Source organism: Streptosporangium carneum (genome assembly GCF_027922005.1).
In the GTDB taxonomy this organism is placed as follows: domain Bacteria; phylum Actinomycetota; class Actinomycetes; order Streptosporangiales; family Streptosporangiaceae; genus Streptosporangium; species Streptosporangium carneum.
Genome location: NZ_BSEV01000020.1, coordinates 149,916 through 172,753, shown reverse-complemented (window position 1 = coordinate 172,753; position 22,838 = coordinate 149,916). Strand labels below are relative to the sequence as shown.

Sequence of the window (22,838 nt, the reverse complement as noted above, 5' to 3'; positions counted from 1 at the left end):
CGCCGCCCGCGCCACGGCGACGTCCCGCCCTTCCGGACCTTCGGCGACCGGGGTCGCACCGCTCGTCTCGTACGCCGAGACGACCTCCGGATACCGCCCTTTTCTTTACATGAAGTCCCTAATGTCCTCCGCATGAAAGAGATCGACACACCGGGCCCGAGCCGCCGCCAGATCCTCATCGCGGGAGGCGTCGGCATCGCCGCCGCCGGGCTGGGCGCCGCCTATCTGGCCACGACGGCGTCCGCGTCCCCCGGCACGTGCATGAAGCTCACCCAGGAGACCATCGAGGGCCCCTACTACCTGGACTACGACAAGCACCGCTCGGACATCACCGAGCAGAAGCCGGGCGTCCCGGTGCTGCTCCGCGTCCGGGTCGTCGACGCGGAGAACTGCCGCCCGCTGCGCGACGTGGCCGTCGACATCTGGCACTGCGACGCCTTGGGCGTCTACTCCAGCTACGAGAAGCAGTCGTCCGGCGACGGCGGCGTCTCCCCCACGGCCCTCCCCGCCGCCGCACCCGACGGGTCCGGCGGCGGCATGCACGCCGCGCCCGACAGCGGCACCACCTTCTTCCGCGGCTTCCAGATGACCGACCAGGACGGCTGGGTCACCTTCAGGACCGTCTTCCCCGGCTGGTACGTCGGCCGCGCGATCCACATCCACACCAAGGTCCACGTCAACGGCGTCCTCAAGGACGGGGCCTACGTCGGCGGCAACGACTGCCACACCGGCCAGCTCTACTTCCCCGAGAAGGCCATCGAGGCCGTCGCCCGGACGCAGCCGTACTCGACCAACACCAGGCCCCGCACCACCAACGCCCAGGACATGCTCCACACCGGCGACACCCCGGCCGACGGCATGCTCGACCTGAGGTACGACCCGAAGCGCCTGACCGAGGGAGTCCAGGCCTCGATCACCCTCGGGGTCGACCCCGACGCCGTCCACAACGGCCAGGACTGGCCGTGAGACCCGTTCGCCCCTCACCGGCCTCCTGATCCGGCGCGACCGACGCACCGGCTCCGTCCCGGCCCAGCCGAACACGACCGGCGGGCCGACCCGCCGGGGTTCTCCTGCCGGACGCGATGATCGGCGCGCGTGCAACAACTCACCGCCCTTCGCCGTCTTAGTCGGGACGAACGAAGACCGTCTTGGTCGGGATGGATGGAGAAAGGTGCGGATGTGCAGGGCGATTCGCTGTTCGAGCAGTTCGTGGCCGAACGCGCCGACGCGTTACTCCGCTTCGGGTACGTGCTCACGGGCAATCCGCACGACGCGGCCGACCTCGTCCAGGAGGCCCTGGTACGGCTGCGCGGCGCCTGGGAGCGGGTGCGGGGCCAACGCGACCCGGAAGGCTACGTCAGGACCACGATGACACGGCTGCACATCAACACGTGGCGGATACGCAAACGGGAACACGTCACCGCGACGCCGCCTGACCGTGCCCACGTGGACACCCCGTACGAGGGCTCCCCTCTCTGGGACGCCCTGTCGAAGCTTCCGCGCCGCCAGCGCGCGGTGCTGGTGCTGCGTTACTACGAGCAGCTGACGGACGCGGAGATCGCCGGCGTCCTCGGCGTCTCCCAGGGCACGGTGCGCAGCCAGGCGTTCCGCGCCCTGGGCAAGCTCCGCGGCGACCTCCCCGCCCTCGTCGAGAACATGGGGTACCTCGCGTGACCACAGACCTGGAGAAGTCGCTGGCCGCCGAGTTCACGCGGGCCGCCGAGCACGCGCCGAAAGCCGCCGACGACCTGCGCGCGCGGATCGAGGCCGGGCACAGGCACCGCCGCCGGCGCGGGGTCGCCCTGTACGCGGCGGCGGCCGTCGTCGTCATGTCCACCGGCGGCACGTTCGCCGTCGACGCTCTGTCCGCCCACGAGCCCGCCGTCGCCATCCGGCCCACGGCGACCGCGCTCCCGACCGCCTCCCCGACCCCGTCCGTGAAAAAGCCCGCGAAGAAGCCCACCCCGAAGCCTCCGGCCTCGCCCCCGGCTCCGGACAGGAGCTTCCCGCCCATCGAGAAGGTGTGGCCCGACGCCGTGCACACCGTTCCCGCCGCACTGCCCGACGGCAGGCCGTTCCATCCCGAGCTGTTCCTGGACGACCACACGGTGCTGGCCAGGACCGAGCAGGGCGGCAACCCCGACAGGATGGACGGTCTCTGGGCCTACGACATCACCTCGCGCACCGCCAGGCGACTCGTCGCCGTCACTCCCCCGCCGCGTACCGTTGTCACGGCCTCGTTCGTCTCCGCGGGCGGCGGTCAGCTGGCGTGGTGGACGGTCCGCAAACAGCAGAACAAGCTGATCGTGGACATCTGGACGGCTCCGAGCTCGGGAGGGGCACAGCGCAGGGTCACCTCGTTCGAGGGCGTTCCCCGCTACGGCGGCATCGACCTGGCGATCGTCGGCGGCAAGGCCGTGTGGTCGCTGTGGGGCAGGGGCGGCGTCCACCAGGTGTCGCTTTCCGGCGGAAGGCCGGAGCAGCTGCCCGGCTCGGCGAAGCACACACTGATCGGGTGGCCCTGGGCGGCCAGTCCGGGCCTCTCGCTCAACAGAACGGGCGACGCGGTGACCTTCGGCGACCTGCTCGACCTCCGGACCGGCGAGTCGAGCCAGGCGACCGCGCGAAAGGGATCCACCTGCCTGATCACCTGGTGCCTGCGGGGTTCCACGGCGACGCGCCGCGACGGCACCGGCCGGCGCGAACTGCCCGGCTTCCCCGACGGAGGCGTCGCCACCGCGCCCGCGCTCGACCGCTTCCTCACCCTCGTCCAGCGGGGCAAGGGCGGCCGCCTGCGTGGCCAGGTCCTGTACGACCTGGCCACCGGACGCGCGGCAGACCTCGGCCTCCGCACGGACGGGGGGAGCCAGCCCTCCGCGGCGAGCCTCGACTACCGCGCCCCGGGCCTGTTCGCCTACCAACGCGGCGGCAAGCAGGTGATCGTGAACCTGTCCCGCATCAGGTGACCTCACCCGCCTCCGTGGCGAGGACTCCTGCCTGGAAGACAGCCGAGACGGCCCCCCGCCGGACCAGGACGCCGGGGTCGGCGAGGGGGTCGCCGTCGAGCACCAGCAGGTCGGCCGTCCTGCCCTCCGCCACGGAGCCGACCCGGTCGGCGATGCCGAGAATGGCGGCGTTCACCGAGGTGGCCGAGACCAGCGCGGCCATCGGGCCGAGCAGCTCGGCCTTGAGCACGATCTCCTCGGCCCGGCCGCGCTGCCCCGTCCCGAGGAGGTCGGAGCCGCTGCCGAGCATGACACCGGCGTCGCGGGCGAGCAGCGTGGACTTCTTCATCGACTCCATCAGCGCGGTCAGGGACGCGGCCGTCTCCGGCGGGGCCGTACCGATCAGCCGTTGCAGCACGAGCAGCGTCGGCACCAGGCAGGCGCCGACCTCCGCCATCAGCCGCGCGGTCTCCTCGTCGAGGAGGCTGCCGTGCTCGAAGTGGCGGACACCGGCCGCGATGCCGTGCCGGACACTGGCGGCGCTGTGCGCGTGGGCGTGCACGTAGCCGCCGTGGCTCTCCGCCTCGTCGACGGCGGCGCGAAGTTCGGCCACGCTGAACTGGCAGCGGTCCAGCCCTCCTCCCGAGGTGACTCCGCCGCTGACGCACACCTTCACCTGGCTGGCGCCCGCGCGGAACGCCTCACGGGCGGCGCGCCGTACGTCGTCGGGGCCGTCCACGACCAGCGCCACCCGGACCAGGCCCGGGATCGACACGCTGCCGTGCTCGTGCCAGGGTCCCCGATGGTCGGCGTGCCCGCCGGTCTGGGAGAGGAAGGGGCCCGAGGGCAGGATCCTCGGACCGGAGATCAGCCCGGTGCTGACGCAGGCGGCCACGCCCCCGTCGATCCCTCCGGCGTCCCTGACGGTGGTGAATCCCTCGCGCAACGCCTGGCGGACGTTGGCGAACACATGGGCGGCGATCTCCGCGGCGGACAGCTGCAGCCCGGGGCCGAGCAGACCCATGTGGCCGTGCGCCTCGATGAGGCCGGGAAGCACCGTGCGGTCCCCGAAGTCGTGAACCACGTCGTGGCGCGCCACGTCGTCCGCCGTCCACGGCCCCACCTGGGTGATCACGCCGTCCTCGATCGAGATCGCCGCGTCGGGCAGCGTCCGCCCGAGGCCGTCGACGAGCTGGCCGCAGCGCAGGAGTGTACGGGTCATGACGCCACCGCCATGACGGGTGCGGCCTGGTCGACCATGACACGCCCGTTCTTGAGGACCAGACGGGGCCGACGCAGCGCGCCCAGGTCGTGCGGCACCTCGCCGTCCACGACGAGCAGGTCGCCCCGGTGTCCCACCGCGACCTTCCCGGCCGCCCGGTCTCCGGTCAGTACGGCGCCCGCGGCGGTCGTGGCGGCCAGCACCGCCTCCCGGTTGCTGAGCCCGGCCGCGGCCAGGTGACCGATCTCCTCGATCACGGTGTCCTCGCCGTGGCTGTCGGTGCCCGCGGCGATGGTCACCCCCGCCTCGCGGGCGATCCGCACGGCCGCCTGGTTGCCGTCGAGCAGGCGGCGGGCCCGTTCGACCAGCCGGGGCGAAAGCCCCAGCTCCGGCCCGTGCTCGACGAAGCTGTGCGCCACGGTCAGCGTGGGAACCATCGTGACGCCTCGCTCGGCCATCAGGTCGGCGGTGCGCCGGTCCAGCTCCGAGGCGTGCTCGATCGTGTCGACCCCGGCGCTGACCGCCGTCCTGATGCCGTCGAGGCCCAGGGCGTTGGCGGAGACGGCGCGTCCGGCGGCGCGGGCCTCGGCCACGACGGCCTCCACCTCGTCCAGCCGCAGCTCCTGCCAACCGGCGGGACCGTTCACCAGCCCGCCGCCCGCCAGCCCGTTGGTGACCGCCACCGACAGCAGGTCGACGCCGCGCCGCACCTGCAGCCGGGCGGCACGGCGGGCCTCGTCGGCCCCCGTGATCTCCTGGCTGCCGTACATCGCCCCGCCCCGGCCCGTGGCCCCGATGGGGCTTCCGGCGACGGCGAGCGACGGTGACCGCAGCGTGCCGTCGGCCGCGAGGGCGCGTAGTTCGAGCGCGGTGGAGTGCTGGCTGGCGGTGTCGCGCACCGTGGTGATCCCTCTGCCGATCATCCTGTCGAGCAGGCGCTGAGCGCGCAGGATCCGTTCCACCAGGGTGGGGGCCGATCCGACCGGCCCGGCGTGCAGGACGACCAGGTGCAGGTCGATCAGGCCGGGCAGCAGGGTGCTTCCCGGCAGGTCGTACTCGACCCGGCTCGCCCCCGGAGCCACGGGCGGGACCGCGGCCGGGTCGCCGACGTGGGCGATCAGGCCGTCGGCTCCGACGAGCACCGCCTGCCCGCGCCAGGCCGAGCCGTCGGGCAGCAGGCACCGGTCGGGGCGTAGAAGGACCTCGGGTTGCGGGGGAAGGGTCATCGGACACCTCGTGTTCGTCGTTGGAGCACCCGGAACACCGCGAACCCTGCCGCCGCCGCCAGAGCGGTTCCGGCGAGGAGGAGCGTCGACAGTGCCGCGAGGGTGGGGTCCAGGTGGGTTTCGAGGAAGGTGAACATCGCGACCGGCAGTGTGTCGCCGGACAGGGACGACATGAACAGCGACGACTCCAGCTCGTCGAAGGAGAGCATGAAGGAGAAGCCGAAGGAGATCAGGAATCCGGGGACGAGCGCCGGGAGGACGACCCGGGCGAAGGCCTTCACCGGTCCCGCGCCGAGGTCCCTGGCGGCCGACTCCAACCGGCGGTCGGCCGATTCGAGCGCCGAGACCAGCACGCCGACGACGTAGGGGAGCGTCATCGCGGCGTGCAGGACGGTGAGCGCGAAGCCTCCGCCGAAGACGGCCTTGAACGACCCGAACCAGCTCCCGGCCGTCAGGTAGCCGATCAGACCGGCCAGTCCGAGGGCGACCTTGGGCATGCTCAGGGGCGTGTTGATGAGCGACTGCAGCGTGGCCGCGCCGGGGATGCGGAACCGGTCGAAGGCGTAGGCGGCCGTCAGACCGGCGACGGTGGCCATCGTGGCCGCGAGGAACGCCACCCGGACGCTGAGCGCGAACCCGTCGCGGAACGACTCCTCGGCGACCGCGGCGTGATACCACCGCAGCGACCAGTCGACGGGCGGGAACTGCGAGATCGCCGAGGCGTTGAAGCTGTTGACCACCACGATCGCCAGCGGCGCCGCCATGAACAGCCACACCGCCACGATCACGATCCACGCGGAACCCCGGCCCTGCCCTCTCGTGTGCCCTCTCATGCCGCTTTCTCCCGTCTCGGCGCGGTCCGCAGGCCCAGCCGTTTCGCGAGCGCGAACATCGGGGTGACCACGACCGCGGTCACCAGGAGCAGCACCGCCAGCCTGACGAACGCGGTGGGCCAGTCGACCGCCAGCAGGTTCTGGTAGACCAGCTCGGAGACCACCTGGACGCGTCCCCTGCCGATGATCGCCGGGATGCCGAAGGCCCCCATGGCCAGCCCGAAGGCCAGGCCGCCCACCCGCAGCGCCGTCGGCGCGGCCAACGGCACGGTGACCCGCAGGAACACGCGCGCCGCCCCGGCTCCCAAGTCGCGCGCGGCGCGGTTGACCTGGAGCCCGTGGATCTCCCGCATCCTGCCGATGAGCGGGAAGGCGGTGATCGGCATCATCGCGTGCGCCAGCACGAGCACCGTCGCCAGGAGTCCCGGTGTCACGCCGAGGAATCCCAGCAGGCTCCCTGCTGCGTCGAGCGAGCGCGCGACCGGCGGCTGGTCGAGGATCAGCAGCCACCCGTAGCCGCGCACCGCCATGCTCACCACGAGCGGCGAGAACAGCAGGGCCATGGTCGCCGCGGTCACCGCGCGCCGGTCGACCATGACGAGCGCGGAGGCGACCAGCAGCGAGATCAGGCAGGACAGGATCGCCGCGCCGAGGGAGACCAGCACCGTGCGCAGCATCGCCGCCCAGTAGAAGGAGTCGAGCGCGCCCGCTCCGATCGCCTCGACGACGCCCGACTCCCCTGTCACGCCGGGGGCGAAGGCACGGTAGACGAAGAGCGCGACGGCCAGCACGAGGGCGCCGAACAGCAGCAGCGGCGGGACCATCAGCAGTCCGGGAACCAACCGCGACCGTCCCGCCGCCTTCCCATCGGGGCGGGTGGGCCGCGCGGTGATCTGGGCTGTCATGCCGGGCCGCCCTGGAGGGCGACGACGCGCCGGGGGTCGAGTCCAACGCCGACGACCGCGTCGACCGGCCACGGGCGGTGCTCGCCCGGAACCGTCACCACGAACGGCTCGGCGAGGCCCACCTCGACCTCGTAGCGCATCGTCGCCCCGTAGTAGGTGACCCGCGTGACCGTGCCCCGGATCGGCGCGGTGTCCTCCGGGTCGCCGGTGAGGATGACGGCCTCGGGGCGGATCGCCCACCGGTCCCCGGCCGTGGGCACCTCGGCTCTGAGCCACCGCACGATGGGGACGGACCGCCCCTGCCCGGACGTCGCGGAGACGACGTTGGCGTCTCCCAGGAAGCGGGCCACGAACTCCGTCCTGGGACGGGTGTAGATGTCCATCGGCGACCCGCTCTGCTCGACCGCGCCCTCCCGCATCACCACGATCTGGTCGGCCATCGACATCGCCTCCTGCTGATCGTGGGTCACGTAGACGAAGGTGGTGGCCGTGCGCTGCTGGATCGACCGCAGCTCGATCTGCATCTGCTTGCGCAGCTGGGCGTCCAGCGCGCTGAGCGGCTCGTCCAGGAGCAGTACGGCGGGCTCGACCGCGAGGGCGCGGGCGATGGCGACCCGCTGCTGCTGACCGCCGCTGAGCTCGCTGACGCGTCTTTCTGCGAGCGGCCCCAGCTGGACCAGGTCGAGCAGCTCGCGGGTCCGCTCCGCGGCGGCCCCCTTCCGGACGCCGCGCACACGCAGCCCGAAGGCGACGTTTCCGGCGACGGTCAGGTGCGGGAAGAGGGCGAGCGTCTGGAAGACCATCGCCGTCGGACGCCGCTCGGGCGGCACGCCCACGACCGGGCGGCCGCCGATGAGGATGTCGCCGCCGGTCGGCTCCACGAAGCCGCCGATCATGCCGAGCACAGTCGACTTGCCGCATCCGCTGGGCCCGAGGATCGCCGCGAACCGGCCCGCCTCGATGTCGAGGTCCACACCGCCGACGGCGACCGCCGTGCCGTACGTCTTGCGCAGACCTCTGAGGGTCACGCCCTGCGGCTTGGCGCGGCCTTCCCGCGGACCCGTCCGCAGGGCCTCGGGCGAGGTGCTCATCGCCACTCCCGTCTTTCCTGCCCGGCTATCGGAGGTTGCCCTTGACATCACGGTTCCAGCGCTCCACCAGCTTCGGCTCCACGGCGGCGAACCGTTTCCAGTCCACCTGGAGCACGTTCGCCATCGCCTCGGCCGACAGCGCGGAGACCTCCGGCTTGTCCTTCGCCGCGGGCAGGTCGGGATACACCGCGCCCGCGAAGGTGTTGTCGTTGTAGGCTCCGACGTTCTCCGGCTTGAGCAGCTCGTTGACCAGCTCGATCGCCAGCTTCTCCTGCTCGGCGCCGCCGCCCTTGACCACGGCGAGGTAGAGCGGGATGGCCAGCTGGCCCTCCTTCGGCACCACGTATCCGATCTTGGCGCCCTGCGCCGCCCAGTTCGACTGCGCGGCGAGGATGCTCACCCCGAGTACGGCGTTGCCCCGGGAGAGCGCGTCGAACTGGGTCTGGTTGGAGTTGTAGACGGTGGAGAACTGGCCCGCCTTGGCCGCCTCCGCGAAGGCCTTGAACCCCTCGTCCAGGGTCTCGGGGTCGCCTCCGAGGGCCTTGTTGACCGCCCACAGGCCGCCGATGAGGATCCCCTGGGGCGCGTCGTACAGGCCGACCTTGCCCCGGTAGGCGGGGTTGAGCAGGTCCAGCCAGGAGGTCGGCGGATCGGCCAGGTCGGTACGGTGCACCAGGCCGACGAGGTTGGTGTTGAACGGCACGCCCGCGTCGCCGAAGTGCCGGTAGGCCTGGTCGGCCGATCCGGCGCGGGGCACGTCGGCGCCGGTCAGCGGGCGGAACATGTCGATCCCGGCGCCCTGCGCCATGGCCTGCGCGGTGAACAGCCCGGTGTTGGTCAGGGCCGTGCCGCTCGCCTTGTAGGCCGAGATCACCTCCGGATACCGCGAGCCGCCGATGAGCGTCTTGATCTTCAGGTCGGGGTGCGCCGTACGGAACGCCGCGAGCACCTTCTCCGGTACGACCTCCTGTCCCGCGCCCTCGAAGTGGAGCACGGACAGTTCGCCGCCGCCGGAGCCGCCCGCGCCGCCTGCCGCGCCGCCGCCGTCACCACATGCGCCGAGGACCAGCGTCCCTCCGACGCCCGCCGTCAGAGCCAGGAAGTTTCGCCGGGACATGCCCGAGGAGACAGCCGTGATGATCTGGGGCCTCCCCTGTGTGAATCGAGAAGCCATATTGGTCGCCTTTCTCGGGTTCGGCCGAGTGACGCTCATGTCACCGGCCTTCATGTGTCCCCCGACAGCGCGCCCTCGTCGCCCTTGAGCACCCCGAGGGTGAGACTCATCTGCTCGGCGACGGAGGCGTTGATCTGTTCGCGGTCACCCGCCGCGATGCCGTGCACAAGACGGCGGCTGATGTCCTCGACCCGGCCGATGAAGCCGGGGGCCGGGTCGAGGTCGGACATGCTCCAGACTCCGATCACCGAGATCAGGTCGATCGTGCGGAGCAGACTTCGGGCGAGGACCCGGTTGCCGCACAGGACGGCGATCGCGCAGTTCAGCTCGTTGGCGGCGGACAGGACCCGGGCCACGTCCCCGCCGGCCGCCTCCCGCTGCAGCTCGGCGAGGTACTCGTGGATCCGCGCCGTGATCGCCGGGTCCCGCCGCTCGCCGACCAGGCACGCGGCCTCGGTCTGCAGCAGCTGGCGGAACGCCACCAGGTCCTCCCACTCGGATGTCGAGGTGGATCGTGAGATGACCCGGCTCAGGGCGGTGGGAATGCCCGCGCGGTCCTTGACCCACGTGCCGCCGCCCCGGCCGACCCTGACGTCCAGGACGCCGGCCTCCGCGAGGGCGGTGACGGCTCGCCGGACGTTCTCCCGGGAGACCTCGAGGGCGACCGCCAGTTCGTCGAGACTGGGCAGCCGGTCGCCCTCGCGCATCGCGGTGTAGCGGATGGAGTCGACGATCTCCACCAGGACCCGCGACGCGGTCGCGGTGGGGGCCACCCGGTCCAGGTTGGTCAGGTCGGCCAGGTCCTGCAGCATCGCGTTGACGGTCTCGCCGTTCACGGGCTCCATCCCTCTTTCGGTCACGTAGGTCCCGACGGCCCTACAGGTCAGACGATCTTGCCCGACTTCACGACCGGGACGCCGTCCACGGCGAAGCTGTGACTCAGCAGCGGGACGTCCAGGTGCGAGACGCAGTGCCGGGTGCCGCCGATCCCGGAGTGCCGGGCGGGCATGTCGGTGGTGTTCGAGCCGAACGCGATGAGGATGCTGCCTCGGTAGGACTCCCCGTCGACCGGCGTGAACCGCGGGCTGCCCGTCCAGACCGCGTTGGGGTGCAGGCCCCAGCCGATGTGCGAGACGCCGTACGACTCGGGGTCCTGCCACCGCTCCAGCCACTGGCTGAGCGCGGTCGCCGACTCCCCGCCCTCGATCTTGACGATGCGCCCGTCCTCGACGCGCAGCGTGATCGGGTCGCGGACCGTGGCGCCCATCTGCAGCATCGCGTCGCCCGGTTCGACGACCACGACACCGTTCGCGGAGTTCTCCAGCGGCGCGCAGGCCACCATCGCGAAGCCGAAGTTGTCCCAGATGCCCGGCTTGTCGGCGAGCCCGAGCTGGCGGTGCCCCTTGCGGCCGTCCTTGCGCAGCACGAGGTCGGTGCCACCGTCGCTGGTCAGGTGGATCTCGTTGGTACGTTCCATGAGCCGGGCGGCTTCCATGGCCTCCGCGACGATCTCGTCCGAGGGGTGGAGCCTGAACTGGTTGGCCTCGTTGAGGCAGATGTCGAGCCACCGGGTGCTGGAGGCGGCCACCTCGGGGATGCCCCGCGAGTGCGCGGTGAGCTGGGCGAACGGGGTGGGGAAGGTGCCGCCCCGGTAGTGGAGCACGAAGTCCGCCTGCTGCATCGCCGCCAGCAGCATGTCGTTCATGTGGTGGGCGTCGGTCACCTCCATCGGGTGGTAACGCACCGAGATCACGTGATCCGACGTCCTGCGGAGGGCTTCCTCGTACGGCGCCAGGTCGGCGGGGTCGATGATGCGGGAGCTCAGCATCACCGCCTTCTCCTCGGGGCGCACGTTGCAGCGCTTGAGCGCGGCTTCGATGAGCTGGGAATGAGTCCGGAACTCGCCCATTAGGACCTCCTTTAGGGGTTTCCACCCCTTTGGGCCATGTCGCTTGAAAGGACTATGGGCTAGCTCTTATTTCATTGTCAAGGGTCACCCTCGAGCCCCTCAGGACATCGACGGCGCTCCGCCGGGCGGGTCGACCCCGGCGACGGCGATCCAGCGGACCAGGCGGAACGGCGGAAGGCCTGGCACCGTCACGGCGTCCAGGCCTCCCGCCGATCGTTCGAGGTCGTGCGGCTCGCGCGCGAGCTCATTCGGAGTCGTACGGCGTCGCGCGTGGGCTCACCCGCGGATCTGCTCGGCGGGCCTGCCCAGCAGCACCTTCCAGGCCGGGGTCAGGGTCGCCGCGTACGCCAGCCCCATCGTCGCCACCACGATCGCCGCGTAGGTGAGGGACGGCACGTGCGGCAGCGGCGAGCCGGTCAGCCCGTAGCTGAGCGCCATCAGCGTCGGCGCGGTGATCAGGGTTCCGGCGATCACCGCGAGTCCGCCGACCAGCAGCGCCTCCCAGCGCACCATGCCGCGCACCTGCCTGCGGGTGCCGCCGACCAGGCGCAGCAGCGCGAACTCCCGCACCCTCCCGCCGGTGGCCGTCACCAGCGTGTTGACCACCGAGATCACGATGAACACGATGATCAGCCCCATCACCAGGAGGTTCACCCAGTCGCTGAACTCCTGCGCCGCGTTGACCGCCGCGCCGGCCTCGGCCCGGTCCAGCACCGTCAGCCCGGGGGCCAGCGCGGCGAGCCGCTCCTTCTCCCCTCCGGTGACGTACACCCGGCCCGCCATCCCGGCGGCCGAGTGGTCGCGCGCCAGCGTGTACGGCAGGGCGACGTCGCCGAACCCGAGACCGCGCTCGTAGACGGCCACGACGGTCAGCGTGACGGGGGTGCCGTCGCCCAGCAGCAGCCGGACCTTGCCCCCCACCTCCGCGTCGAAGGAGGAGGCCGCCAGCGTGCTCAGCGCCACCGTGTCGCCGCGCAGCCGCTCCAGCGAGCCGGAGGTGACGCCCAGGTCGATCCCGTGCGCGGGCACGGTCAGGCCGAGCGCCCCCATCGGCTTCAGCGTGGGGTCTCCCAGCTCCACCGTGTCGGCGATCACCTCGGTGCCGATCGTCTGGGTCACGCCCGTGACCCCGGACAGGCCGCGGGCGGCCTGGGCGACGTCGGGAGGCAGGCCGGGCCCGGTCGACTGCAGGATGTAGTCGGCGCGGTTGCCCTCCAGGGCCTGCCGGGTGGTCGCGTCGCCGATGGTGGACTGGGCGAACAGCGTGGTCGCCGTGAAGGCGAACATCAGGATGAGCGGACCGGCGACCGAGGCCAGCCGCTTGGCCGCCGTTCTGGTGTTGGCCGTGGCCAGGTAGCCGCTGACCGGCGAGGTCCGGCCGATCACGCCACTCGCCAGGAGCGCGGCCAGCCGGACCAGCCAGGGGCTCAGCAGGATGGCGGCGGTGATGAGGAGAAGCACGATCGCGCTGGCGCTCATCGCGGCCGTCTCACCGGCCGCGGCCATGGACGCGGCCGAGGCCGCCGCGCCCAGGACGAGGAAGACCAGGCCGGAGATCATCCGGCCGCGGCCCAGTTCCCTGCGTTCGGCCATGGCCTCGCCCAGCGCCTCGGTCGGCTTGATGCGGGCCGCGCGCCGTACCGCGCCGAGGGCGGCCAGCCAGGCCGTGAGCAGCCCGATCCCGGCCGCGGCCAGCAGCGGAAGGGGACTGACCGCCGCGGCGAACCCCTCCGGCACCATGCCCCGCGCGACGAACTGACCGAACAGCCACGTCCCCAGCGCGACGCCCAGCGGCAGTCCGGGCACGAGGGCGGCGATCCCGATGACCAGCGCCTCCCGTCCGATCATGGCGCGGACCTGCCGGGGCGTCGCACCGACGGCCCGCAGCAGCGCGATCTCCCGGTCGCGCTGCCGGACGGAGAGCCCGAACGTGCCGGCGATCACCAGCACCGCAACCATGACGATCACACCGACGAGGCTGGCGCTGAGCATGATGAGCATCTGCCGGCCGCCCTGTGCCGAGGTGTCCTCGGCCAGACCGCGCTGGTCGCCGGCGTACACCGTCACCTTGTCGCCGAGCGCCTGCTCGACCCGCTCCGCCAGTCCCTCACCCTCGCCTTCGCCGAACACCCCGAACGCCGACACCTTGCCGGGACGGGCGAACAGTTCGGCGGCGCGCTGCTCGGTGAAGAACACCGACGCCTGCCGGGCCAGGCCCGGCCCGGCGATCCCGGTCACGGTGTAGTCGCGCAGGCCGTCCCGGCCGGCGACGCGCACCTTCTGGCCGACCTTGCGGCCCAGCGTGACGTCCACGACGATCTCGCCCGCCGTGGCGGGCGCGCGGCCCTTGGTCAGGGTGTACGGCGTCAGCCGCGCCGACTGCCAGGAGCGTCCGACCACCCGCCGGTCGGCTCCGGTCAGCCCGACCGGGAAGCCGACCTCGGGCACGACCTCGGTGACGCCGGGCACCTGGGCGATCTTCTTGGCCAGGGTGGCCGGGATCGCGACCGGCTCGGGAAGAGACTGTCCCAGCTCGGCCTCCTTCGACCTGAGGGTGACCTCCTGCACTCCGGCCACCACGACCGGGGCCGCGCCGTAGCGTTCGGCGGGCAGGTGGGCGCGCAGGCCGCTCTCCATGAGCAGCCCGCAGGAGGCGATCAGGGCCACGGCGAACAGCAGCGCGACGAACGAGCTCGCCAGCGAGAGCAGGCGGCCTCGTGAGGTGGCGAAGGCGAGCCTCAGCATGCCGCCGCCCCCACGGTCCCAGCGAGCCTCGCGCGGCCGAGCATGGTCATCCGGTGGGCGATCGTCTGCGCGTTGGCGGCGTACACCTCGTCCACCAGCACGCCCTCGGCGAGGAACAGCACCCGGTCGGCGTAGGAGGCGGCCACCGGGTCGTGGGTCACCATCACCACGGTCTGGCCGGTGCTGTTCACCACCTGCCGGAGCAGGCCGAGCACCTCGGCGGCGGTCTGGGTGTCCAGCGCCCCGGTCGGCTCGTCGGCGAAGACCACCTCGGGGCGGGTCACCAGCGCGCGGGCGATCGCCACCCGCTGCTGCTGACCGCCGGACAGCTGCGACGGCCGGTGCTCCGTGCGCCCGCCCAGCCCGACCCGCTCGATCACCTCGGCCAGCCAGGCGTGCTCGGGCCGCCTGCGCGCCAGCCGGAACGGCAGCAGCACGTTCTCGGTCACGGTGAGGGAGGGGATCAGGTTGAAGGCCTGGAAGACGAAGCCCGCCTTCTCCCGGCGCAGCTCGGTGAGCTGGGTCTCGTTCATCCGCGACAGCTCCGTGTCGCCGATGTGGACCGTGCCCGAGGTGGGGGTGTCCAGCCCGGCCGCGCAGTGCAGGAAGGTGCTCTTGCCCGAGCCCGACGGGCCCATGACGGCGGTGAACCCGCCACGCGGCAGCTCGACCGTGACCCCGCGTAGCGCGTGCACGTGCTTTCCGTATGTCTTGGTCACCGCGTTGAGGCGCACCGCGTGCGTCGCCACCTGTCGTCCCCCGTCTTCGAATCTCTTGCTTGGGCGTACCTAAAACTAGAGATCCGGACATCCCGGGCACGAGCTGGTGAACCCCCATCCATTGGTAGTGCTGGCCTTACCATGACGAGCGGCGCGGAAAGGAATTCAGGGCTGAGGTGGAAAGGCTGCGCCCGCTGAGGAAGGGCCACCCACCCGTGAGGCCCCAGCTCCGGTGAGACGACCGCTGCCCACCCCATCCCTGCCCAGAGCCCCGCCCAACCCCCTGCGGCAACCCCTGCGGCGCGCGACCACCACACACCCTCACCACGCCGCTTGGCTGTCCACCGCGCCGGTACGGCGAACGGCTGACACCGAGCGGATCGGCGCCGTTGGACGGCGCGCGACCCGGTGACCCCTCCCACTGACAGGACTAGATCAGGTCGAAACTTCCCGACTTCACACCTTTAACGAACGTCTCCCATTCACATGGGGTGAAGGCAAGAGAGGGACCTGTGGGGTTCTTGCTGTCACGAACGGCGATGATTCCAGGGAGATTCCCGGCGACCTCGACGCAGTTTCCACCGCTCTCCCCACTGCGGGAGCTCTTCTTCCATTCGGCTCCGGAGAGATCCACCATGCTCAGGCCATTTTCCATTGGCTCCTCGCCTTCTTGATCATCTCTAGTGACTGCCCGGGACGGAACGCCTCCGTCCTTATCCTGTCATATCTATTCCAGACGGTATTTACCAGATCATGTGCGGCGGAAACCTCACCCGCTCCCGCTGACTCGACCGAAACAGTAGTCGGCGCGTCCGACAGCTCGGCGAGCGCGAACGCGGACAGCAGACCCGACGTACAGGGCGAGTCATGGGGGACGAGCTGCAGCTTCACATTGTGGCGACCCGCGATGGCCACAAGGTGATCGAGCTGCTCGTACATGACCTCCGGGCCGCCCACAGGACGGCGGAGCACCCATTCGTCCAGGAGCACCCACAGCGCGGGCGGGTTTTCCCTTTGCAGAACCGTCTGACGCCGCATGCGAACGTTGACCAGCTCTTCGACCTCCTGTTCAGAGGCGGCCAGACCGCCACGGAAGACGTGCCTGGCGTAGCTCTCGGTCTGCAGCAGTCCGGGGACCAGCAGCGGATCCCAGCTTCGCAGCACGCGCGCTCGGGGCTCGATCTCGTCGGACCATCTGATGAACCACAGCGGTCCCGACGGAGCGGTGATGTTCCGACAAAGACGGGCGAAAAGGTCGCCCGTTTTGAACACCTCATCGCACAGGGCGGCGAAACCGCTCTGCGGTGTCCGGTTTCCGATCTCTATGTGCCCCACAAGCGACGATGAGACGCCAAGGTGCGCGCCGAGTCTGGCCTGTGAAAGCCCCGCTTCCCTGCGCACCCGTGCCAGCTCGCGCCCGAAACGCTCAATCGGCGTCAGGCGCGGATCGAAATCATTGGTCATGCTCCCTCCCCCTCAAGCATGCACACACCGCGTGACGATCTCCATTGACCGGCCATGACTAATAGTTACCTGGCGTGGAGGTTTTTGTCATTCGATTGTCGGCAGATTCCTTCTCCAATCCCGCTCTTCGCCTGAGCATTCTGAAGGCCCAGAAAGCTTCTCCCCTGGGAGTCGCGAGAGAAAAGCGACAATTCCACCAATATTGGAGGAGTCATCATGACAAACGTGACGAAGACGCGTAGTCAGCGAGAGGAAGAGCTCGTTCACCTCGTACGGCTGGGCTGGGACCTTCGTGACCTTGGGGTCTCCAGCTCGCTACTCCTTCCCGTCGACGGCACACCGGCTCTGGAGATCACGACCGTCGCGGAGACCCCGGTCCGGGTGCGGGCCGTACGGGGAGCCAACGGGTGGGGGTTCAGCTGGCGCGAAGGGGCCTGGGTGCGGGCCTTCGACGAGGGGGCGGCCGAGGCGATCCTTCGAGTGGTGGCGTCGTGAGGGGCGGGACCGAGGTGGAGGCGTTGTCGTCCCTGCTCATGACGCCGCGCTGGCGCGGCGTCCGCTGGATGGGCACCCGCCTGCTGGACGGCGTGCCCGCCTCCGTCGGAGCCGCCCGCACCTGGGTGACCGTACGGCTCGGCGTGGACGCCCCGCACGTCCCGCCCGACACGGTGCACACGATCAAGCTGCTGACCAGCGAACTGGTCACGAACGCGATCACTCACAGCCGCTCACGGGACGGCCTGCTGTTCGTCCGTCTCGGGGTGAGCCGTCCGGGCCGGGAGCCCGAAGTCCATGTGAATCCCGGCAGGGAGGCCGTGGTCCACGTGGAGGTGCTGGACGTCGGCTCCGACGGCGGACATCCGGTGCTGCGGGTGGATCCCGACGGCGAGAGCGGACGCGGCCTGCTCCTGGTGGAGGCACTGTCGCTGCGCTGGGGCACCGCCGACGCCGAGCCGGGTCGCGCGGTCTGGTTCCAGGTCCTCGCCTCCCCTCCGCCCACTCCCCTCTCGAAGAGGCCTGACCTCCCCTCCGGGAGGACCTGACGGACGAACTGCGGGAGGAGCACCTGGGAATCCCCGCCCGGCCCCCGACCGCCCCGGGCGTCCGCACTCCTTCGGGCGACCTGCGAACGCGCGCCGGTGCGGCACTCCGACCCGCGTCGCCGCCCCGGAGAGCCGAAACCCTGAGTCCGCCCCTGTCGAATCCGAAAAGGGGAAAACCACTGCGCCCCATAGATGAGAATCAACTGTGGCTCGGTTTTCAAACTTCCCTGTATACGCACACAAGGTCCCCGCCCGATGGCTCGGAGGCCGTCCGGCGGGAACCAGGGCACAGGGCCGAAATCAGCAGAGTATGTGACCCTTTATGTCATTTGAATAGGACCAGTGACGCACGTACTCGGAACGCTGCCCGGGAGACACGCAGGTGCCGTACTCGTCCCACCGCAAGTCGGCCTGGCGGTCGGGGTGGGTGATGCGGACCCAGACTCGATAATTGCCGGTACCACCGGTGCAGTGGGCCCAGGCGATCGAGCTGTCCCAGCCCCACGAGCAGCCGGTGGGATAGGCGTGCGCGGGAGAGGCCGTGCCGAAGAGCGCGGCTGCGGCAAGAAGGGCCGTGACAGACAGGGCTGCAGCGCGCTTTCTCATGTGCATCTGCTGACCTCCAGCAGGTCGGTGGACATGAACGGTCCCCGAAGATGAAAAACTATTAAGAAAGCTTCCTAAATGGAAGATAGACGTGCTCCACGCGCTGTCAAGAGCGAAAAGTCCCCCGCTCCGCCGAGCCGTCAGCCGAGTGTTCACCGCACACGAACAGAGGGATTTCAAACCGCACCCTAAATGGTGTTCGCCCTGACCGCGTCTGGCCCCGCCCGTCAGCGCGTGTCGGCGAGACGTGATCGAGTTCGGGCCGGTGCCGACGGGGGCAGTGAGGCGAGGATGTCGGCGAGCGTGACCCCGGCGAGGCTGCGCCGCCACGCCTCATGCGCGTCGGCCATCTTCTCGGCCAGGACGCAGGTGTTCAGGCACTCCTCAGGCGACAGCGCTCCCCGCCCCTGCTGGCGGATCTCACGGCACCTGTACGGCGAGGACGCGCCGTCGACCGCCTCGACGATCTGCAGCATCGTGATCTCGGAAGTCGGCCGTGCGAGCTGGAACCCGCCCCTCGGGCCCGTCGTCGCGGCCAGCACACCGGCTCTGACGAGGGCCTGCAGCTGCTTGGCGAGGTAGGGCGCCGGGATGTCGTAGTACTCCGCGAGCTGCGCCGCCGACGCGGTGGCTCCCGGCTCGAGCTGCGCCAGCGTCGTGGCGCAGTGCAACACCCATTCGGTGCTCACAGGCAGCTTCATGTCCCCATCCTATCGTGGATATTGCGGATCTTTTTAGTCCGAGATAGTGTCGAGCGCAGTAGAGAGACAGGAGAGATCGTCATGCGGATCGCAGTCGCGGGCGCCACCGGGAACATCGGTTCCCTCACCGTCGCCGCCCTCGAACGGGGTGGGCACGAGGTCGTGCGCGTCAGCCGCTCACTCGGCGTGGACCTGGTGAGCGGGGACGGGCTCGACGACGCCCTGACCGGCGTCGAGGCGGTCATCGACGTCACCAACGCGCCGACGGCCGACCGGGACGGGACGGTGGCCTACCTCGGCGCCACCACGCGCAACCTGCTCGCCGCCGGGGAGCGGGCCGGTGTCCGTCACCACGTGCTGCTCTCGATCGTCGGGATCGCTCGGGTCGAGGGCAACGCGCACTACGTCGGCAAGCGGGAGCAGGAGCGCCTCGTCGCCGCCGGTCCGGTGCCGTGGACGATCGTCCCGGCCACCCAGTTCCACGACTTCGCCGCGATGGTGGCGAGCTGGACCGAGCAGGACGGCGTCGCCACGATCGCGCCGCTGCTCGTGCAGCCGATCGCCCCCTCGGACGTCGCCGACATCCTCGCCGAGGTCGCGACGGGCGAGCCGCAGGGGCGCCACGTCGACGTCGCCGGACCCGAGACGCAGGACCTCGTCGACATGGCCCGGCGCACCAACGAGGCGCGCGGTCACAAAGTGAGGCTCGTGCCGACGTGGTCGGGTCTGTTCGGCCCGACGATGGCCGGCGACGTGCTGCTGCCCGGCGAGGGCGCCCGCATCGCGCCGACCACCTTCGACGACTGGCTCGCGGAACAGCGATAGAGCCACCGGGGCGAGGCCAGGGCATGGGGTGGCCGCACGGGGAGCCCTCCAGCCGCTGGGCGGAGCTGTGGACCGCGAACCACCCGGCTTCGGCCGGGAGTCCCGGTCCTTCGGGGGCGGGGGATGTCAAAGGTTCAGTTGGTACTGGACCTCTCTGTGGGTGGGCAGATAGCCGAGTGAGTCGTTGACGGCTCGCATGTGGACGTTGCTGTCGGCCGTGTCGGTCAGCAGCCCGTCCAGATCCGGGTGGCGCTCGCGGGCCTGCCGGATGGCCTCGGCCTTCATCCACCTGGCCAGGCCGTGGCCCCGGTGCTCGGGCAGGACCCCCGTGCCGTAGTGCTGGCCGTCCCCCTTGCCGTCGCCGGGGACGACCAGCTCGGTGAACCCGGCGATCGAGCCGTCGGACTCGTCGACGGCGACGACCGTGTGGAGCAGGTCACCACGGTCCTCGACGGCCTTGGCCGCCGCCCTGACCCGCTCGACGTCCCAGACCACGACCCCGTAGTCGACCTCGTCCATCGGCATGTCGTCCATGGCCCGCCGGGAGGCGGCGAAGGTTTCGGCCAGCTCGTCGGGCACCGTGCCGTCCCAGGAACGCAGCCGGTAGCCGAGGGGCGGCCGGCCGTCTGCCGGACCCACGTCACCCTGCGTCAGCGGGAGCCTGGCGAACGTCAGACCGAGCACCTTCCTGAACCCGCGAGCCGCGAGGAACCGCTCCCCCGGCGTGTCGGCCCCGGCCTGGGCGACCATGGAGCGCCTGCCCTCCCGCCTGGCCTCCTCCACGATGCGGGCCAGCAGCTCGGAGCCCACCCCCGCACGCCGTTCCGCCGGATGCACGACCAACTCCAGCTCGGCCAGGTGGTCCTGGCCCTCGCGGGTGAGCAGGCGCAGGAACGCCGATCCCACCGGGACTCCATCGGGTCCTGAGGCCAGCCACGCCAGACGGCGGCTGGACGCGCTCGACTCGGGGTCGACCAACGGGGTGATGCGAACCGGCACACTGACTCCATCGCGGTAGCCAAACGACAAGTGGTCAATTATCCCCCTTTCCCCGGGCGCTCACGGGGACTCTGGAGGGCGTCGACAACGATCGGGCGGCTCACAGGAGTTCGTGCCGGGTGCCGTCGGCGACGGCGTGGAGCTTGTCCGGGTTGGCCACGTTGTGAATGGTCGAGATGCGGCCTTCCTGGTCGAAGTCGAAGGTCAGCGTGGCGACCACGCGGTCCGGGCCGCGGAAGACCACGCCCGGGCCGCCGTTGATCCAGGTGAGCTCTGCCCGCATCTGCTCGGGCTCGATGTCCTGGTAGGTCACGGTGCCGAGCGCGGCGAACCAACGGGCCACGGTCTCCAGGCCGACGACCGGCTTGAGGGCCTGACGGACCTTGCCGCCGCCGTCCGTCCATAGCGTCACGTCCGGGGAGAGCAGCTCCATGAGGGTGTTGATGTCACCGCCCGCCGTCGCCGCGAAGAAGCGCTCGGTGACGTCGCGTTGGCGGGCGCGGTCCGCGGTGAAACGGGGCCGGCGGGCCTGGACGTGCTCGCGGGCGCGGTGCGCGGCCTGCCGGACCGCCGTCTCCGAGCGTTCCACCGCCTCCGCGATCTCCGCGTGGCTGAAGGCGAAGACCTCCTTCAGCACGAAGACAGCGCGTTCCAGGGGGCTCAGCGTCTCCAGCACGACCAGCAGGGCCATGGAGACCGAGTCCGCCGTGGCGACGTCGTCGGCGGTGTCCGGGCCGGTGAGAATCGGCTCGGGGAGCCATGGCCCGACGTAGGTCTCGCGCCGGTGGCGGGTCGAACGAAGCCGTTCCATCGCCAGGTTGGAGATGATCCGGGTCAGGTAGGCCTTCGGGTCGGCGACCTGGGAACGATCGGCCGCCGACCACTTGAGCCAGGCGTCCTGGACCACGTCCTCGGCGTCGGCGGCGGTGCCGAGGACGCGGTAGGCCACGGAGAAGAGCAGGGTGCGGTACTGCTGGAAGGCGAGCTGCTCGGGACCGGTCTGCTGCGGCTGGGTCACTTGGCGCTCCGGATCCGGGTGTAGCGGCCGCCGTGCGGCCAGAACGAGCCCGAGGCGGGCATCTTCTTCATGCGGGTGAAGGTCGGCCACGGCGCGGCGGTGACCGTCTCCTTGTACTTCACGGCCCGCCTGCCGGTCAGCACGATCCGGCGCGGGCTGTCGTCCGGGTGGGTGAACTGTACGACGGCGTCGTTCCGGCCCAGGCTGACGGGTGTGTGATAGTAGCCGAAGCGGAAGGGCTTGGGCTCCTTGCCGGCCAGGACCCGCAGGATCGACAGGGCCGCGTGCACGCCGGTGGGCATGCCGCCCTGACAGGTCCCGTGCATCACGCCGTAGCCCTGACGGATCGCCGCCGCGTCACCCACGGCGTAGACGTCCGGGTGGGAGACCGAGCGGAGCGCGCTGTCCGTGACCACACGGCCGCGCTCGTCGACGGTCAGGCCCGCGGCGGCGGCCAGCGGCGAGACACGGGTGCCGCTGGTCCACAGCACCGCGGCCGACGGGACGCTGGAGCCGTCCGCGAGCTCGACGCCGTCCGGCAGCACCTTGACCACCTCGACGCCGCTGCGCACCCGCACGCCGACCCGGGCAAGCGCCGTGTCCAGGTAGGCCTTGGCCTTCAGGTGCATGCTCGCGCCCGGCTCCCCCCGGCCCAGCAGCACCACCTGGAGCTTCGGGTACCGCTCGGCGATCTCGGCGGCGGCCTCGACGCCGGTGAGGCCGCTGCCTCCGACCACGACGGTCCCGCCGTCGATCCGGGTCAGCCGGTCGGCGAGGAGGGCGGCGTCCTGCGGGCCGTTGAGGGTGTAGGCGTGGTCGTCCACGCCGGGGACGGCGACGGTGTCCGCGATGCTGCCCAGGCCGTAGACCAGGGAGTCATAGCGCAGGACCCGGTGGTCGTCGATCCGGACGGTCTTCGCCTCGGCGTCCAGGGCGGTGACCCAGCCACGGACGAAGACGGCGCCGGTGCCGTCCAGCAGCTCCGGGATGTTCATCTCGGCCGTCTCCTGGCCGGTGGCGGTCATGTGCAGTCGGAGCCGCTCGGTGAAGGTGTCGTAGGGGTTGACCAGCGTCACTCGCAGACTCCCCCGCTTCCTGGTGCGGGCCGCGAGCTGGATCGCGGCGGAGAGCCCGGCGTAGCCGGCGCCCAGGACCAGGACCTCGTGCCGCTGCGCTGCTGTCGCGTTCATCGCTCTGCTGTCTCCTTCGTGCCTGTCGTTCCCGCTGTGCGAACGACCACCAGACGCAAGCCGGCCTTCCGTTCGTGACACGGGACCGATATGACCCGCGTCACACCGCAGGAGAGAGCGGCCGCAGAAGCACGCCCTCGGGCACGAACTCCGGCAGGAAGAAGAGCGCGAACGCGCCGGCCTTCGGACTGACCAGGACGTCGTCCTGCGGCCACTCGTTCGT

The 22,838-nt window shown here is 70.9% G+C and carries 22 protein-coding genes; 6 read left to right on the top strand and 16 right to left on the bottom strand.

The genetic code is table 11. From position 1 onward, the window contains the following. Window positions 1–132: 132 nt before the first annotated feature. The 3 genes from PKF00_RS32185 (at window position 133) to PKF00_RS32175 (ending at window position 2,966) form a co-directional block, all read left to right on the top strand. Complete coding sequence (locus PKF00_RS32185) at window positions 133–966, top strand: intradiol ring-cleavage dioxygenase (RefSeq protein WP_271221463.1); 834 nt, start codon at window positions 133–135, stop codon at window positions 964–966. Between the two features lie 213 nt (window positions 967–1,179). Beyond that, on the top strand, window positions 1,180–1,674 hold the full coding sequence (locus tag PKF00_RS32180) for a SigE family RNA polymerase sigma factor (RefSeq protein WP_271221462.1): 495 nt from the start codon (window positions 1,180–1,182) through the stop codon (window positions 1,672–1,674). After that, window positions 1,671–2,966: a TolB-like translocation protein gene (locus tag PKF00_RS32175; protein WP_271221461.1), complete on the top strand. Its 1,296-nt coding sequence runs from the start codon at window positions 1,671–1,673 to the stop codon at window positions 2,964–2,966. The genes PKF00_RS32180 and PKF00_RS32175 overlap by 4 nt, the downstream gene beginning before the upstream one ends. Here the strand turns inward: PKF00_RS32175 and PKF00_RS32170 are convergent. The 12 genes from PKF00_RS32170 to PKF00_RS32115 all read right to left on the bottom strand — a co-directional run bounded on the left by PKF00_RS32170 (window position 2,959) and on the right by PKF00_RS32115 (window position 16,233). Continuing rightward, a complete protein-coding gene (locus PKF00_RS32170) occupies window positions 2,959–4,167 on the bottom strand; it encodes a metal-dependent hydrolase family protein (RefSeq protein WP_271221460.1) in 1,209 nt (402 codons plus the stop codon). The two genes, PKF00_RS32175 and PKF00_RS32170, sit on opposite strands and share 8 nt — an antisense overlap. After that, window positions 4,164–5,393 (bottom strand): amidohydrolase family protein, encoded by a 1,230-nt coding sequence (locus tag PKF00_RS32165; RefSeq protein WP_271221459.1) that lies wholly within the window; start codon window positions 5,391–5,393, stop codon window positions 4,164–4,166. The genes PKF00_RS32170 and PKF00_RS32165 overlap by 4 nt, the downstream gene beginning before the upstream one ends. Beyond that, complete coding sequence (locus tag PKF00_RS32160) at window positions 5,390–6,226, bottom strand: ABC transporter permease (protein ID WP_271221458.1); 837 nt, start codon at window positions 6,224–6,226, stop codon at window positions 5,390–5,392. The genes PKF00_RS32165 and PKF00_RS32160 overlap by 4 nt, the downstream gene beginning before the upstream one ends. Continuing rightward, window positions 6,223–7,131, bottom strand: coding sequence for an ABC transporter permease (locus tag PKF00_RS32155; RefSeq protein WP_271221457.1), 909 nt, complete (start codon window positions 7,129–7,131; stop codon window positions 6,223–6,225). Before PKF00_RS32155 ends, PKF00_RS32160 begins: the two co-directional genes overlap by 4 nt. Continuing rightward, complete coding sequence (locus PKF00_RS32150) at window positions 7,128–8,222, bottom strand: ABC transporter ATP-binding protein (RefSeq protein WP_271221456.1); 1,095 nt, start codon at window positions 8,220–8,222, stop codon at window positions 7,128–7,130. Before PKF00_RS32150 ends, PKF00_RS32155 begins: the two co-directional genes overlap by 4 nt. Window positions 8,223–8,247: 25 nt before the next feature. Continuing rightward, the gene (locus PKF00_RS32145) at window positions 8,248–9,396 is read right to left on the bottom strand and encodes an extracellular solute-binding protein (RefSeq protein ID WP_271221455.1); all 1,149 of its coding nucleotides are present in this window, start codon (window positions 9,394–9,396) and stop codon (window positions 8,248–8,250) included. Between the two features lie 50 nt (window positions 9,397–9,446). Beyond that, the gene (locus PKF00_RS32140) at window positions 9,447–10,232 is read right to left on the bottom strand and encodes a FadR/GntR family transcriptional regulator (RefSeq protein WP_271221454.1); all 786 of its coding nucleotides are present in this window, start codon (window positions 10,230–10,232) and stop codon (window positions 9,447–9,449) included. A gap of 47 nt (window positions 10,233–10,279) precedes the next feature. Beyond that, complete coding sequence (locus tag PKF00_RS32135; protein WP_271221453.1) at window positions 10,280–11,305, bottom strand: 2,5-dihydroxypyridine 5,6-dioxygenase NicX family protein; 1,026 nt, start codon at window positions 11,303–11,305, stop codon at window positions 10,280–10,282. A gap of 276 nt (window positions 11,306–11,581) precedes the next feature. After that, entirely contained in the window at window positions 11,582–14,050 is a 2,469-nt protein-coding gene (locus PKF00_RS32130) for an ABC transporter permease (protein ID WP_271221452.1), read from the bottom strand. Next, a complete protein-coding gene (locus PKF00_RS32125) occupies window positions 14,044–14,799 on the bottom strand; it encodes an ABC transporter ATP-binding protein (RefSeq protein WP_271221451.1) in 756 nt (251 codons plus the stop codon). Before PKF00_RS32125 ends, PKF00_RS32130 begins: the two co-directional genes overlap by 7 nt. 400 nt (window positions 14,800–15,199) lie before the next feature. Further along, the gene (locus tag PKF00_RS32120) at window positions 15,200–15,424 is read right to left on the bottom strand and encodes a DUF397 domain-containing protein (protein ID WP_271221450.1); all 225 of its coding nucleotides are present in this window, start codon (window positions 15,422–15,424) and stop codon (window positions 15,200–15,202) included. Next, a complete protein-coding gene (locus PKF00_RS32115) occupies window positions 15,409–16,233 on the bottom strand; it encodes a helix-turn-helix domain-containing protein (RefSeq protein ID WP_271221449.1) in 825 nt (274 codons plus the stop codon). Before PKF00_RS32115 ends, PKF00_RS32120 begins: the two co-directional genes overlap by 16 nt. Window positions 16,234–16,449: 216 nt before the next feature. On the opposite strand from PKF00_RS32115, the gene PKF00_RS32110 reads away from it, so the two are divergent. Then, complete coding sequence (locus PKF00_RS32110) at window positions 16,450–16,728, top strand: hypothetical protein (RefSeq protein WP_271221448.1); 279 nt, start codon at window positions 16,450–16,452, stop codon at window positions 16,726–16,728. Continuing rightward, window positions 16,725–17,276 carry an ATP-binding protein gene (locus PKF00_RS32105; protein WP_271221447.1) on the top strand — a complete coding sequence of 184 codons (552 nt, stop codon included), beginning with the start codon at window positions 16,725–16,727 and terminating at the stop codon, window positions 17,274–17,276. The genes PKF00_RS32110 and PKF00_RS32105 overlap by 4 nt, the downstream gene beginning before the upstream one ends. 833 nt (window positions 17,277–18,109) lie before the next feature. Here the strand turns inward: PKF00_RS32105 and PKF00_RS32100 are convergent. Next, window positions 18,110–18,583: an RrF2 family transcriptional regulator gene (locus PKF00_RS32100; protein ID WP_271221446.1), complete on the bottom strand. Its 474-nt coding sequence runs from the start codon at window positions 18,581–18,583 to the stop codon at window positions 18,110–18,112. A gap of 81 nt (window positions 18,584–18,664) precedes the next feature. Here PKF00_RS32100 and PKF00_RS32095 point away from each other — a divergent pair, with 81 nt between their 5' ends. Beyond that, a complete protein-coding gene (locus tag PKF00_RS32095) occupies window positions 18,665–19,408 on the top strand; it encodes an SDR family oxidoreductase (protein WP_271221445.1) in 744 nt (247 codons plus the stop codon). Window positions 19,409–19,534: 126 nt separating this feature from the next. On the opposite strand, the gene PKF00_RS32090 is transcribed toward PKF00_RS32095, so the two are convergent. From PKF00_RS32090 to PKF00_RS32080, 3 genes are all read right to left on the bottom strand, one after another. Beyond that, window positions 19,535–20,407, bottom strand: coding sequence for a GNAT family N-acetyltransferase (locus PKF00_RS32090; RefSeq protein WP_271221444.1), 873 nt, complete (start codon window positions 20,405–20,407; stop codon window positions 19,535–19,537). Between the two features lie 100 nt (window positions 20,408–20,507). Beyond that, on the bottom strand, window positions 20,508–21,425 hold the full coding sequence (locus PKF00_RS32085) for an RNA polymerase sigma-70 factor (RefSeq protein WP_271221443.1): 918 nt from the start codon (window positions 21,423–21,425) through the stop codon (window positions 20,508–20,510). Further along, window positions 21,422–22,615 carry an NAD(P)/FAD-dependent oxidoreductase gene (locus PKF00_RS32080; RefSeq protein ID WP_271221442.1) on the bottom strand — a complete coding sequence of 398 codons (1,194 nt, stop codon included), beginning with the start codon at window positions 22,613–22,615 and terminating at the stop codon, window positions 21,422–21,424. The genes PKF00_RS32085 and PKF00_RS32080 overlap by 4 nt, the downstream gene beginning before the upstream one ends. Between the last annotated feature and the right edge of the window lie 223 nt (window positions 22,616–22,838).

Coding starts and splice junctions, on each gene's coding strand:
- PKF00_RS32185 (WP_271221463.1), top strand. CDS start 133: ATGAAAGAGATCGACACACCGGGCCCGAGCCGCCGCCAGATCCTCATC.
- PKF00_RS32170 (WP_271221460.1), bottom strand. CDS start 4,167: ATGACCCGTACACTCCTGCGCTGCGGCCAGCTCGTCGACGGCCTCGGG.
- PKF00_RS32165 (WP_271221459.1), bottom strand. CDS start 5,393: ATGACCCTTCCCCCGCAACCCGAGGTCCTTCTACGCCCCGACCGGTGC.
- PKF00_RS32160 (WP_271221458.1), bottom strand. CDS start 6,226: ATGAGAGGGCACACGAGAGGGCAGGGCCGGGGTTCCGCGTGGATCGTG.
- PKF00_RS32155 (WP_271221457.1), bottom strand. CDS start 7,131: ATGACAGCCCAGATCACCGCGCGGCCCACCCGCCCCGATGGGAAGGCG.
- PKF00_RS32150 (WP_271221456.1), bottom strand. CDS start 8,222: ATGAGCACCTCGCCCGAGGCCCTGCGGACGGGTCCGCGGGAAGGCCGC.
- PKF00_RS32145 (WP_271221455.1), bottom strand. CDS start 9,396: ATGGCTTCTCGATTCACACAGGGGAGGCCCCAGATCATCACGGCTGTC.
- PKF00_RS32135 (WP_271221453.1), bottom strand. CDS start 11,305: ATGGGCGAGTTCCGGACTCATTCCCAGCTCATCGAAGCCGCGCTCAAG.
- PKF00_RS32130 (WP_271221452.1), bottom strand. CDS start 14,050: ATGCTGAGGCTCGCCTTCGCCACCTCACGAGGCCGCCTGCTCTCGCTG.
- PKF00_RS32120 (WP_271221450.1), bottom strand. CDS start 15,424: ATGGAAAATGGCCTGAGCATGGTGGATCTCTCCGGAGCCGAATGGAAG.
- PKF00_RS32115 (WP_271221449.1), bottom strand. CDS start 16,233: ATGACCAATGATTTCGATCCGCGCCTGACGCCGATTGAGCGTTTCGGG.
- PKF00_RS32110 (WP_271221448.1), top strand. CDS start 16,450: ATGACAAACGTGACGAAGACGCGTAGTCAGCGAGAGGAAGAGCTCGTT.
- PKF00_RS32100 (WP_271221446.1), bottom strand. CDS start 18,583: ATGAAGCTGCCTGTGAGCACCGAATGGGTGTTGCACTGCGCCACGACG.
- PKF00_RS32095 (WP_271221445.1), top strand. CDS start 18,665: ATGCGGATCGCAGTCGCGGGCGCCACCGGGAACATCGGTTCCCTCACC.
- PKF00_RS32080 (WP_271221442.1), bottom strand. CDS start 22,615: ATGAACGCGACAGCAGCGCAGCGGCACGAGGTCCTGGTCCTGGGCGCC.